An 11,635-nucleotide genomic window follows, 5' to 3' on the forward strand; every position below is an offset into this window, starting at 1 on the left:
CGAGTGTTTCTTCGGCGGTGAACGAGCTTGGATAAACCGTGGAACAGCCGGTGAGAAAACCTCCCGATCGCTCTTGCACAGGGGTTCAGGATTCTCCTAGGATGCGTTCAATATTTCGAACGCTTGCGGCGATTCGAAGGTTTCATCGCTGGCACCGAACGGTGGTTTGACCATCGTTTCCAAGCCTGACCCTTTCGCAGGCGCAGGGGTTTTCGCCCTTGCTTCCGGCCCTTTCAGCCAAGGAGACCGTAATGCAGCTCAAAGATGCTTCCCTGTTCCGCCAGCAAGCCTATGTCGACGGCGTCTGGATCGATGCCGACAGCGGCGCCAGCGTCAAGGTGGACAACCCCGCCACCGGCGAGACCCTGGGTACCATTCCCAAGCTCGGCCGCGCCGAGACCAAGCGTGCCATCGACGCCGCCAACCGTGCCCTGCCGGCCTGGCGGGCGCTGACCGCCAAGGAGCGTTCGGCCAAGCTGCGTCGCTGGTACGAGCTGATGATCGAGAACCAGGACGACCTGGGTCGCCTGATGACCCTGGAGCAGGGCAAGCCGCTGGCCGAAGCCAAGGGCGAGATCGCCTACGCTGCCTCCTTCATCGAGTGGTTCGCCGAGGAAGCCAAGCGCATCTATGGCGACACCATCCCCGGCCATCAGGCCGACAAGCGCATCCTGGTGATCAAGCAGCCCATCGGCGTCACCGCCGCCATCACGCCGTGGAACTTCCCCACCGCGATGATCACCCGCAAGGCCGGCCCGGCCCTGGCCGCCGGCTGCACCATGGTCATCAAGCCCGCCAGCCAGACCCCGTACTCGGCGCTGGCCCTGGCCGAACTGGCCGAGCGCGCCGGCATTCCCAAGGGCGTGTTGAGCGTGGTCACCGGCTCCGCCACCGAGATCGGTGCCGAGCTGACCGAAAATCCCATCGTGCGCAAGATTTCCTTCACCGGCTCCACCGAGATCGGCGCCAAGCTGATGGAGCAGAGCGCGCCCACCATCAAGAAGCTGTCGCTGGAGCTGGGCGGCAACGCGCCCTTCATCGTTTTCGACGATGCCGACCTGGACAAGGCCGTGGAAGGCGCCATCGCCTCCAAGTACCGCAACGCCGGCCAGACCTGCGTCTGCGTCAATCGCCTCTATATCCAGGACGGCGTCTACGAGGCCTTCGCCGAGAAGTTCAAGGCCGCCGTGGCCAAGCTCAAGGTCGGTAACGGCCTGGAAGAGGGCGTCACCATCGGCCCGCTGATCGATGCCAAGGCCGCCGCCAAGGTCAAGGAGCACATCGACGACGCCGTGAGCCAGGGCGCCAAGGTCATCGCCGGCGGCAAGGCCCACGCCAACGGCGGCAGCTATTTCGAGCCGACCATTCTCGCCGAGGTGCCGCGCAGCGCCAAGGTGTCCAAGGAAGAGACCTTCGGCCCGCTGGCGCCGCTGTTCCGCTTCAAGGACGAGGCCGAGGTCATCGAGCTGGCCAACGACACCGAATTCGGCCTGGCCTCCTACTTCTATGCCCGCGACCTGTCCCGCGTGTTCCGCGTCGCCGAGGCGCTGGAGTACGGCATGGTCGGCATCAACACCGGCCTGATCTCCAACGAGGTCGCCCCCTTCGGTGGCGTCAAGGCCTCGGGCCTGGGCCGCGAAGGCTCCAAGTACGGCATCGAGGACTACCTGGAAATCAAGTACCTCTGCCTGGGTATCTGATCCACTCCCTGGATGGGGCCAAGACGGCTTTGGCGTCGAGGCCCCATCCCTGCTTTTCCCGGCGCGGATGCCGGGCCGTTGGCAGTCGATCATCGTATGCTGCCCGGAATCCAGTCCGCGCTTTTTCCCGTAGCCGGCCGCACGATGAGCGGCCATCGAGGACTGCAATGAGCCACACCAACGATTCCCTGATGCATCGCCGCAGTGCCGCCGTCGCCCGTGGCGTCGGCCAGACCCATCCGATCTTCGTCGCCCGTGCGGAGAACGCCAAGGTCTGGGACGTCGAGGGCAACGAGTTCCTGGACTTCGCCGGCGGCATCGCCGTGCTCAACACCGGCCACCTGCATCCGCGCGTGGTGGCGGCCGTGCAGGAGCAACTGACCAAGGTCTCCCATACCTGCTTCCAGGTGCTGGCCTACGAGCCCTACGTCGAGGTCTGCGAAAAGCTCAACGAGCTGGTGCCAGGCAACTTCCCCAAGAAGAGCGTGCTGTTCAACTCCGGCTCCGAAGCCGTGGAGAACGCCATCAAGATTGCCCGCGCTGCCACCCAGCGCGCCGGTGTCATCGCCTTCTCCAGCGCTTACCACGGTCGCACCATGATGACCCTGTCACTGACCGGCAAGGTCGCTCCCTATTCGGCCGGCATGGGCCTGATGCCCGGTGGCGTCTACCGCGCGCTCTATCCCTGCGAGCTGCACGGCATCAGCGTCGATGACGCCATCGCCAGCGTCGAGCGCATCTTCAAGAACGATGCCGCGCCCGGTGACGTGGCCGCCATCATCCTCGAGCCGGTGCAGGGCGAGGGCGGCTTCTACGCCGCGCCCAAGGACTTCATGCAGCGCCTGCGCAAGCTGTGCGACACCCACGGCATCCTCTTGATCGCCGACGAAGTACAGTCCGGCGCTGGTCGTACCGGTACCTTCTTCGCCATGGAGCAGATGGGCGTCGATGCCGACCTGGTGACCTTCGCCAAGTCCATCGCCGGCGGCTTCCCGCTGTCGGGCGTGACCGGCCGCGCCACGGTGATGGATGCCGTCGCTCCCGGTGGCCTGGGCGGTACCTACGCCGGCAGCCCCATCGCCTGTGCCGCGGCCCTGGCGGTGATCGAGACCTTCGAGCAGGAGAACCTGTTGGATCGCTCCAAGGCCGTGGGCGAACACCTCACCGCCGGGCTGCGCGAGCTGGCCGCCAAGCATCAGCAGATCTGCGATGTCCGTGGCCTGGGCGCCATGATCGCCGTTGAGCTGGGCAAGGGCGGTGACGTCGAGCAGCCCGACGCCGAGCTGACCAGCCAGATCGTGGTCCGCGCGCGGCAGAAGGGCCTGATCCTGCTCAGCTGTGGCAGCTATGGCAACGTGTTGCGCATCCTGGTACCCCTGACCGCCAGCGACGAAGAGCTGGATCGCGGCTTGGCCATTATCGGCGAGTGTTTCGCCGAATTGGCCTGAGTGCTAGCCGGCCGCCCTCGAAAGAGGGCGGTTCGGCTGTGACGGACTTGGCAAAAAGCCTGAATTTGACGCATCATCCGCCGCCTCGCTTGCCTCACGCAGGAGTGGGTTGGGATGCCGCCCCTGATACTGATCGTCGACGCCAATCCCTGGACCCGTGACCTGCTCAAGTCGCTCATCCTGGCCGTGCGCGCCGATGCCTTGGTCCACGAATACAGCCACGGCTACCAGGCGCTTGCCGAACTGGATCGGCGCAAGAGATGCGCCCTGGTCATCGTCGAAAGCCCCGCCGACTGCGATGGACTCGACCTGCTGCGACGCATTCGCCAGCGCGGTGTCCAGCCCCTGCAGCCAGTCATCCTGCTGTCCGACCAGGCCGATGCCGCCTATGTGCGCGCCGCGCTGCGTCTGGCGCCCACCGCTTATCTGGTAAAGCCATACGTTGCCGAAGAGGTGTTGCGCCGCCTGCGCAGCCTGTTGCCGCCCGCGGGCGACGATCCCCATGCCGACCAGGCCACGCCGCTGGGAACGCTGGATGACTATCTGCAACGGCTGGCAGCGGAAATCGACGCCGTGCCGCTGTTCGCCGACCTGCCCGGCATCATCCAGCGTTGTCGCGATAGCGAAAGCTGCAGCCTGGGCGAGTTGGAAACGGAGTTCGGTCAGGACCCGCTGGTCACCGCGACCCTGATCGCGGCGGCCAACAGCGCTTCCCAGCGCGTGGGGCAATCCTGCCAGACGCTCAGTCAGGCCCTGCCGCGCCTGGGCGTCGGCTTCACCCTCAATCTGGTCCTGGGCCTCAGCTTGAGGCGGGCGACTAGGCTCGACCATCCCTTGTTGGCCGAGCGCGCCGAGCGCTATCTGCAGTTTGCCCAGCGTGCCGCTGACTGCGCCAGGCTGCTCGCGCTGCGCTACACCCGTGAGGACGCCGAGCGCTGCTATACCGGTGCCCTGCTGCATCGCCTGGGTGAGCTGGCCGTGCTGCAGGGGCTGCAGCGCTGGTGCGACGGCGGCGGCCAGATCGATGAGGCAGCGGTGGAGCGTGCCCTGGTGAGCTACAGCCTGGAATTCTCCGCCGAGCTGCAACGCCATTGGCGCCTGCCGCTGGAGTTGCGCGAGCTGGTGGCGGCGGTGCACAGCCTGCACGGGGTGCTGCCCAAGCCGTCGCTGATCCTGCACCTGGCCGCCCAGGCCGCGAGCCTGGCCGCGGACGAAGAGCTCGAAGCCCTCGTCGAGCACAAGGCCGGGCGTATGCTCGGCCTGGAAGCGCCAGTGTGGAAGCTGGCCGTCAGCCAGCTCAGGCTCTCCTAGCTGGCTTCGTCGGGTCGATAACCCAGGCGCAGTCCGCCCCAGTGCCGACCGTTCACCAGGATCGGCACCGAGAGATCGTGCATCACCTCGCCGGTATCCCTCATGTAGGTCTGCAGCAGCAGTCGCTGCTGGTGGCTGCCGCAGCGTCGGCCGGTGCGATCAGCGAAGAGGCGCTTGCTGCGGCTGCGTGCCGTGTCCACCGCCAGGTCGCCAGTGGGCGCATGGGCGAAGGCGCGGTTGTGGGTGGGCACATAGCCCTCCGGCGTACAGGCGATGACGAACACCAGGCCTGGGTGCTGCTCCAGCAGCGGCTCCTGGATCGCCGGCAGCACGCCATCGGTGTAGCTGTCGAAGCGGGTGCGGTACTTGGGCGGCTGGCAGCCGGGGATGGGCTGGTACTGGCGGTCGAAGAGGGCATCCTGGGTGATGCGGCCGGCGGCCAGGTCTTCCTCGAAGCGCCGGGCGATGGCGTCCGCCCCCTGGCGCGCCAGTTCGAAGATGCGTTGGTGATAGCTGTCCAGGCCGATCTCGGCCAGGCGTTCGCTGCTGGCTTCGGCCATGTCCACCAGTTCGTCGGCGGCATGGCTCAGGCGATTGGTCTGCCGCTCGCTGTCGGCCAGGTCGGCGTGCACCTGATCCACCGCCTGGGCCAGGCTCTCCAGCTGGCTGAGATTGGCCGCGGTGCCCTGGGCGATATCCTCGGCCTGACGCTCGGCGGTCTGCGCCAGCTGGGCGATTTCCCGCAGGCCTTCGCCGGTGCGCTCCACTTGGTGCACGCCATCCTCGAGGGAAGCGGCCAACTGCTGGATCTGCTGGACCACCGCGCCGGTCTGCTGGCCGATGTCGGCGACGATCAATCCGACCTCGCCGGTGGCTTGGGACGTCCTCGCCGCCAGGCCACGCACCTCGTCGGCCACCACGGCGAAACCGCGGCCATGCTCGCCGGCGCGCGCGGCTTCGATGGCGGCATTGAGCGCGAGCAGGTTGGTCTGGCTGGCGATGGCCTGGATGACCTCGGTGACCTGCTGGATCTTGTCGGTGCGGGCGCTCAGGCCAGCGATCAGCTCCCGGCTTTCGCGGGCGTGTTCGCTCAGTGCCTGGATGGCGTGGATCGCCGAGTTCAAGGCCGTCTGGCCGGCCTCGCTGCGCTGGTGTACCTGTTGCACCACGTCCAGGGCTTGGCGCGCGCTGCCGGCGCTGTCCTGTTCGGTCTGGGTGAGGGCTGCCGCACTGCTGGAGATCTGCGCGGCGGCGCTGGCCTGGGACTGGACCTTGCCTGCCAGTTGCTGGGCGGCAAAGGCGACCCCGGCGATGGCCACGGCGTTACGCGCCGTGCTGCGCGAGAGATCGCGAGTGAGGTCATCGAGCCCTTGGGCGGGCGCGGATGCAGGCGGCGCGGGCACGCGTCGCAGCAGCCATGGCCAGAGTCCGGCTGCCAGCGTCAGGCCGATGCCCGCTGGGGTCGGCAAGGTCAGGAACTGCCAGAGCGACAAGGCGCCGGCGAGTGTCAGCAGATGCAATGGCAACGCCGTTTGCCAGCGAAGGGGCATGCGACCTCCTTGTTCTTGTGCTCAGGTCGAGGTCGACACCGTGATGGAGTCGATAGGGCTCGATCATGGAGCCAGCTTTCCAGAGGTTGCAATCCTTGTCTGACGATAGTGGCTACGACTTTCGTCGCAGCCTTGAGCCGCCCCTCAGGGCGTCCGCGGCAGGAAGTGCAGGGCGGTACCGCGCTGCAGACCGGCCAGCACCGGGTGATCCTTGACCAACTCCACCTCGATCATCTCGGTCTGCTCCGGCACCCGCAGGGTCACCCGGGTAATGGCGCCGAGCGGACGGATGTCCCGTACTTCGGCAGCGTGATAGCCCGGCCGCGCCTCCCGCTCGAGCTCCACCTCGTGGGGGCGGAACAGCAGCTCCTGCTCGCCCAGCGCCAGGCGATTGGAGTCGCCGAGGAAGTGGTAGACGAAGTCGCTCGCCGGCTGTTCGTAGACCTCGCCCGGCGAGCCGACCTGCTCGATCTGCCCCTTGTTCATCACCACGATGCGGTCGGCCACCTCCATGGCCTCCTCCTGATCGTGGGTGACGAACACCGAGGTCAGATGGATCTCTTCGTGCAGCCGCGCCAGCCAGCGGCGCAGCTCCTTGCGCACCTTGGCATCCAGCGCGCCGAAGGGTTCGTCGAGCAGCAGGATCTTGGGCTCCACCGCCAGGGCGCGGGCCAGGGCGATACGTTGGCGCTGACCACCGGAGAGCTGCTCGGGATAACGGTCGGCCAGCCAGTCGAGCTGCACCATGTTCAGCAGCTCGTGCACCTTGCTGGCGATCTGCGCCTCGCTCGGCCGCTCGCGGCGCGGCTTCATGCGCAGGCCGAAGGCCACGTTGTCGAACACCGTCATGTGGCGGAACAGCGCATAGTGCTGGAAGACGAAGCCGACGTTGCGATCGCGCACGTCGCGCCCGGAAACGTCCTCGCCATGGAAGCCGATGTTGCCGGCATCCGGCGCTTCCAGGCCGGCGATGATGCGCAGCAGGGTGGTCTTGCCGCAACCGGACGGGCCGAGCAGGGCGACCAGCTCGCCGCTCTCGATGTGCAGGTTGATGTCCTTGAGCGCCTGGAAGGCGCCGAAACGCTTATTGATACCCTGGATCTCGATGCTCATGGCGCCTTATTCCTCATCACGGTGCTGCAATTGATTGCTCAGCCGGCTTTCGCTCCACTGCCGCAGCAGCAGGATCACCAGGGCCATCAGCAACAGCAGGATCGCCACGCTGAAGGCGGCGACGATGTTGTATTCGTTGTAGAGAATCTCGATGTGCAGCGGCAGGGTGTTGGTCAGGCCGCGGATGTGGCCGGAGACCACCGATACCGCGCCGAACTCACCCATGGCCCGCGCGGTGCACAGCACCACCCCATAGATCAGCGCCCACTTCACGTTGGGCAGGGTCACGTGCCAGAACAGCTGCCAGCCATTGGCCCCCAGCAGCCGCGCCGCCTCTTCCTCCTGGGTGCCCTGTTCCTGCATCAGCGGGATCAGCTCGCGGGCCACATAGGGGAAGGTAACGAAGATGGTCGCCAGCACGATGCCGGGAACGGCGAAGACGATCTGCACGTTGACGCTCTGCAGGTAGGGGCCCATCAAGCCCTGGGCACCGAACAGCAGCACATAGATCAGGCCGGCGATCACCGGCGAGACCGAGAAAGGCAGGTCGATCAGGGTGATCAGCAGGCTCTTGCCGGTGAACTCGAACTTGGTCACGCACCAGGCCGCGGCCAGGCCGAAGGCCAGGTTCAAAGGCACCGAGATGGCGGTGGCGAAGAGCGTCAGCTTCAGCGCCGAGAGGGCATCCGGCTCGCTGATGGCATCCCAGAAGGCGCCTATGCCATTGGCCAGGCCCTGGGTCAGCACCATATATAGAGGTAGGACGAGTATCAGCAGAAAGATCAGCCAGGCGCTGGCGATCAGGGCGATGGCCACCGGCGTACGCTGCGCCCTGGCCCGTGCATCGGCTTTGGTCGAGGTCATGAGGCTCATGCGAACGTCCTTAGATATTGGGCTGGATGCGGCGCTGCAGGAGATTGATCAGCAGCAGCATGACGAAGGACACCAGCAGCATGAACACGCCGATGCCGGTGGCCCCGGTGTAGTCGTACTGGTCCAGCTTGGAGACGATGAGCAGCGGCAGGATCTCGGTCTTGAACGGGATGTTGCCGGCGATGAACACCACCGAGCCGTACTCGCCCACGCCGCGGGCGAAGGCCAGGGCGAAACCGGTCAACCAGGCCGGCAGCAGCGTTGGCACCAGCACGTAGCGGAACACCTGCCAGGGACGCGCGCCCAGGCAGGTGGCGGCTTCCTCGATCTCCTTGGGGATATCCGCCAGCACTGGCTGCAGGGTGCGGACCACGAAGGGCAGGGTGACAAAGATCAGCGCCAGGGTGATGCCGATGGGGGTGTAGGCGATCTTGAAGGGAAACAGCGAGCCGATCAGGCCATTGGGCGCGTAGAGGGCCGTCAGGGCGATGCCGGCCACCGCGGTGGGCAGGGCGAAGGGCAGATCGACCATGGCATCGATCAGCTTGCGACCGGGGAATTCATAGCGCACCAGCACCCAGGCCAGCAGGGTGCCGAGGATACCGTTGACGAAGGCGGCGAGCAGCGCGGTGCCGAAGGACAGCTGCAGCGCGGCCAGCACCTGGCGCCCGGTGATCAGTGACCAGAACTGCCCGAGGGTCAGCTGACTGGCGTGGAGAAACATGGCGCCCAGCGGGATCAGCACGATCAGCGCGAGGTAGGTCAGGGTGAATCCCAGGGTCAACCCGAAGCCGGGTATGACCGGGGAGAGACGACGAGACATGAGACGTCCTTCTGCAAGGCGCCCCGGCGAAACGTTCGCCAGGGCGCAGAGGGGGGAACGATACCTGTTCCGGGCCGGTCAGCGTGAGCCGTCCCGGCCAGCTGCTTACTTGTTGATGTCGGCGAAGATCTTGTCGAACACGCCGCCGTCGGCGAAGTACTTCGGTTGGGCTTCTTTCCAGCCACCGAACTCCTTATCGATGGTCACCAGCTTGACCGGCTTGAACTGGTCCTTGAAGTCCGCCGCTACCTTCGGATCGCGGGGGCGATAGAAGTTCTGTGCGGCGATGCGCTGACCCTCGGGGCTGTAGAGGTATTGCAGGTAGGCCTCGGCCTGCTTGCGGGTACCCTTCTTGTCGACCACCTTGTCCACCACCGCGACCGGCGGCTCGGCCAGGATCGACAGCGACGGGGTGACGATTTCCAGTTGATCGCCGCCTTCTTCCTTGAGCGACAGATAGGCCTCGTTCTCCCAGGCGATCAGCACGTCGCCCAACTGACGCTGCACGAAGCTGATGGTGGCGCCGCGAGCGCCGGTATCCAGCACCGGGGCGTGGCGATAGAGCTCGGTGACGAACTTCAACGCCTCGGCATCGCTGCCGTACTTGGCCTTGGCATAGGCCCAGGCGGCGAGGAAGTTCCAGCGGGCGCCGCCGGAGGTCTTGGGATTGGGGGTGATGACTTGGACGTCCTTCTTCACCAGATCGTCCCAGTCCTTGATGCCCTTGGGATTGCCCTTGCGTACCAGGAACACGATGGTGGAGGTGTAGGGCGTGCTGTTGTCCGCCAGACGCTTCTGCCAGTTCGGATCGACCAGTTGCTGGTGCAGATTCAGCGCATCGATGTCACCCGACAGCGCCAGAGTCACCACATCGGCCTGCAGGCCATCGATCACCGAGCGCGCCTGTTTGCCGGAGCCACCGTGGGAATTCTTGATGGTCACGTCTTCGCCAGTCTCGGCCTTCCAGTGCTTGGCGAAGGCCGCGTTGTACTGTTGGTAGAGCTCACGGGTCGGGTCGTAGGACACATTGAGCAGTTCGACGGCATGGACCTGGGTGGCGAACAGGGCGCTGGCCAGGGCGGCTAGGGCAAAACGGCGAATCGACATGAAAACGCTCCTTGAAGTGAGAAAGCCGGACACCGTCTGGCGGGCGTCTTGCCCGCTCGTCCGCTGACCTCGTGAACTCAGTGCTTGTTGGCTTGGCCGGTCTGGGGCCGGAATTTTTCCTTGCGCTCGATCTGCACCACCTGGCCGTTGTGCACGGTGATCTCGATGGCGCCGAACCTGAGGCCACGCAGGGCCTGCTGAATGTCGCGGAGCAGTGCGGTTTCGTCCTGGTTTTCCAGGCTGCGGAACGGAACGGGGCTCATGGGATGGCGTCCTCGGGCGAGGTGGTTGGCGAAGAGGTGGCGCCATCTTAGGGGGTCGATATTTATTTCTTAAAATTGCTAATAATGCTTTGTTTATGCAATTTTAGAATTAGCAGTCTGTGAGGGACACGTTGTGTAGCAAAAGGGAGGGGTGGATTTCTCCGCCACCCTGTCAATAATGCGCGAACGCCTGTTCACTGAACTTTCCGTGACAGCTGCACTACACCATCTCGCGCGAGGTCTTCTGCGTCCATGAGCTACAACGGCCTGCTCGACCTGACGGTCTGGCAACTGGTGCTGGTCACCCTGGTGCTGACCCACCTGACCATCGTCAGCGTCACCGTCTACCTGCATCGCTACTCCGCCCACCGATCGCTGGAGCTGCACCCTGCGCTCAAGCATGCCTTTCGCTTCTGGCTGTGGCTGACCACGGCGATGAACACTCGTGAGTGGACCGCCATCCACCGCAAGCACCACGCCAAATGCGAAACCGTGGACGATCCCCACAGCCCAGTGCACAAGGGGCTGGCCACGGTGGTTCGCCGTGGCGCCGAGCTGTACAAGGCCGAGGCGAGTAACGCCGAGACGCTGCGTATCTATGGCAAGAACTGCCCGGACGACTGGATCGAGCGCAAGCTCTATTCCAATCAGCGTACTCGCAACCTGGGCGTCGTGCTGATGCTGCTGATCGATGTCGCCCTGTTCGGTGCCCTGGGCCTCACCGTCTGGGCGATCCAGATGGTCTGGATTCCCTTCTGGGCCGCCGGTGTGGTCAATGGCCTGGGCCATGCGGTGGGTTATCGCAACTTCGAATGCCGCGACGCCGCGACCAACCTGGTGCCCTGGGGCATCGTCATTGGCGGTGAAGAGCTGCACAACAACCACCACACCTATCCGAATTCGGCCAAGCTGTCGGTCAAGCGCTGGGAATTCGACATGGGTTGGGCCTGGATCAAGCTGTTCACCTGGCTGCGTCTGGCCAAGGTCAATCGCATCGCGCCCATCGCCCATCGCATCGAGGGCAAGGGACAGCTGGACATGGATACCGCCATGGCCATCCTCAACAACCGTTTCCAGATCATGGCCCAGTACCGCAAGCAGGTGATCGGCCCGCTGCTGCGTCAGGAGCGTGGCAGCGCCGCCCCCGCCCAGCGTCCGCTGTTCCGCCGTGCCCGTGGCCTGCTGGCTCGCGAAACCAGCCTGCTAAAGGCCCGTCATCAGCTGCGCATCGACGAACTCCTCGAGCACAGCCAGGCGCTCAGGCTGATCTACGAAAAGCGCCTGGCGCTGCAACAGATCTGGGCGCGCACCAGCGCCAACGGACACGACATGCTGGCGGCGACCCGGCAGTGGATTGGCGAGGCGGAGGCCAGTGGCATCCAGTCCCTGCGTGAGTTCGCCGAGCAGCTGAAGACCTACTCCCTGAGGCCTGCCGGGACCGCCTGAG

10 protein-coding genes are annotated in these 11,635 nt (G+C 65.3%); 4 read left to right on the forward strand and 6 right to left on the reverse strand.

Features of this window, described 5'->3' with window-relative positions; genetic code table 11:
* Positions 1-251 precede the first annotated feature (251 nt).
* The 3 genes from gabD (at position 252) to QZ471_RS21925 (ending at position 4,459) form a co-directional block, all read left to right on the forward strand.
* Positions 252-1,700, forward strand: coding sequence for an NADP-dependent succinate-semialdehyde dehydrogenase (gene gabD, locus QZ471_RS21915; protein ID WP_295467830.1), 1,449 nt, complete (start codon positions 252-254; stop codon positions 1,698-1,700).
* Between the two features lie 167 nt (positions 1,701-1,867).
* Positions 1,868-3,148, forward strand: coding sequence for a 4-aminobutyrate--2-oxoglutarate transaminase (gabT, locus tag QZ471_RS21920; protein ID WP_295467832.1), 1,281 nt, complete (start codon positions 1,868-1,870; stop codon positions 3,146-3,148).
* Positions 3,149-3,262: 114 nt separating this feature from the next.
* Positions 3,263-4,459, forward strand: coding sequence for an HDOD domain-containing protein (locus QZ471_RS21925; protein ID WP_295467834.1), 1,197 nt, complete (start codon positions 3,263-3,265; stop codon positions 4,457-4,459).
* On the opposite strand, the gene QZ471_RS21930 is transcribed toward QZ471_RS21925, so the two are convergent.
* The 6 genes from QZ471_RS21930 to oscA all read right to left on the reverse strand — a co-directional run bounded on the left by QZ471_RS21930 (position 4,456) and on the right by oscA (position 10,188).
* Complete coding sequence (locus QZ471_RS21930; protein WP_295467836.1) at positions 4,456-6,009, reverse strand: methyl-accepting chemotaxis protein; 1,554 nt, start codon at positions 6,007-6,009, stop codon at positions 4,456-4,458. The two genes, QZ471_RS21925 and QZ471_RS21930, sit on opposite strands and share 4 nt — an antisense overlap.
* Positions 6,010-6,153: 144 nt before the next feature.
* The gene (locus QZ471_RS21935) at positions 6,154-7,122 is read right to left on the reverse strand and encodes a sulfate ABC transporter ATP-binding protein (protein ID WP_295467839.1); all 969 of its coding nucleotides are present in this window, start codon (positions 7,120-7,122) and stop codon (positions 6,154-6,156) included.
* A 6-nt stretch (positions 7,123-7,128) separates the two neighbouring features.
* The gene (cysW, locus tag QZ471_RS21940) at positions 7,129-7,986 is read right to left on the reverse strand and encodes a sulfate ABC transporter permease subunit CysW (RefSeq protein WP_295468307.1); all 858 of its coding nucleotides are present in this window, start codon (positions 7,984-7,986) and stop codon (positions 7,129-7,131) included.
* A 19-nt stretch (positions 7,987-8,005) separates the two neighbouring features.
* Positions 8,006-8,818: a sulfate ABC transporter permease subunit CysT gene (gene cysT / locus QZ471_RS21945; RefSeq protein ID WP_295467843.1), complete on the reverse strand. Its 813-nt coding sequence runs from the start codon at positions 8,816-8,818 to the stop codon at positions 8,006-8,008.
* A gap of 105 nt (positions 8,819-8,923) precedes the next feature.
* Complete coding sequence (locus tag QZ471_RS21950) at positions 8,924-9,925, reverse strand: sulfate ABC transporter substrate-binding protein (RefSeq protein ID WP_295467844.1); 1,002 nt, start codon at positions 9,923-9,925, stop codon at positions 8,924-8,926.
* Positions 9,926-10,002: 77 nt separating this feature from the next.
* Positions 10,003-10,188, reverse strand: coding sequence for a sulfur starvation response protein OscA (gene oscA, locus QZ471_RS21955; protein ID WP_295467846.1), 186 nt, complete (start codon positions 10,186-10,188; stop codon positions 10,003-10,005).
* Between the two features lie 252 nt (positions 10,189-10,440).
* On the opposite strand from oscA, the gene desA reads away from it, so the two are divergent.
* Positions 10,441-11,634 carry a delta-9 fatty acid desaturase DesA gene (gene desA, locus QZ471_RS21960; RefSeq protein ID WP_295467848.1) on the forward strand — a complete coding sequence of 398 codons (1,194 nt, stop codon included), beginning with the start codon at positions 10,441-10,443 and terminating at the stop codon, positions 11,632-11,634.
* Position 11,635 lies beyond the last annotated feature (1 nt).

The sequence above is a fragment of the uncultured Pseudomonas sp. genome, assembly GCF_913774235.1.
Classification (GTDB): domain Bacteria; phylum Pseudomonadota; class Gammaproteobacteria; order Pseudomonadales; family Pseudomonadaceae; genus Chryseomonas.

Bases quoted from the DNA above. Each gene is read 5' to 3' on its own strand.
- QZ471_RS21950 (WP_295467844.1), bottom strand. From the start codon at position 9,925: ATGTCGATTCGCCGTTTTGCCCTAGCCGCCCTGGCCAGCGCCCTGTTC.
- gabT (WP_295467832.1), top strand. From the start codon at position 1,868: ATGAGCCACACCAACGATTCCCTGATGCATCGCCGCAGTGCCGCCGTC.
- cysT (WP_295467843.1), bottom strand. From the start codon at position 8,818: ATGTCTCGTCGTCTCTCCCCGGTCATACCCGGCTTCGGGTTGACCCTG.
- QZ471_RS21925 (WP_295467834.1), top strand. From the start codon at position 3,263: ATGCCGCCCCTGATACTGATCGTCGACGCCAATCCCTGGACCCGTGAC.
- gabD (WP_295467830.1), top strand. From the start codon at position 252: ATGCAGCTCAAAGATGCTTCCCTGTTCCGCCAGCAAGCCTATGTCGAC.
- desA (WP_295467848.1), top strand. From the start codon at position 10,441: ATGAGCTACAACGGCCTGCTCGACCTGACGGTCTGGCAACTGGTGCTG.
- QZ471_RS21935 (WP_295467839.1), bottom strand. From the start codon at position 7,122: ATGAGCATCGAGATCCAGGGTATCAATAAGCGTTTCGGCGCCTTCCAG.
- cysW (WP_295468307.1), bottom strand. From the start codon at position 7,986: ATGACCTCGACCAAAGCCGATGCACGGGCCAGGGCGCAGCGTACGCCG.
- QZ471_RS21930 (WP_295467836.1), bottom strand. From the start codon at position 6,009: ATGCCCCTTCGCTGGCAAACGGCGTTGCCATTGCATCTGCTGACACTC.
- oscA (WP_295467846.1), bottom strand. From the start codon at position 10,188: ATGAGCCCCGTTCCGTTCCGCAGCCTGGAAAACCAGGACGAAACCGCA.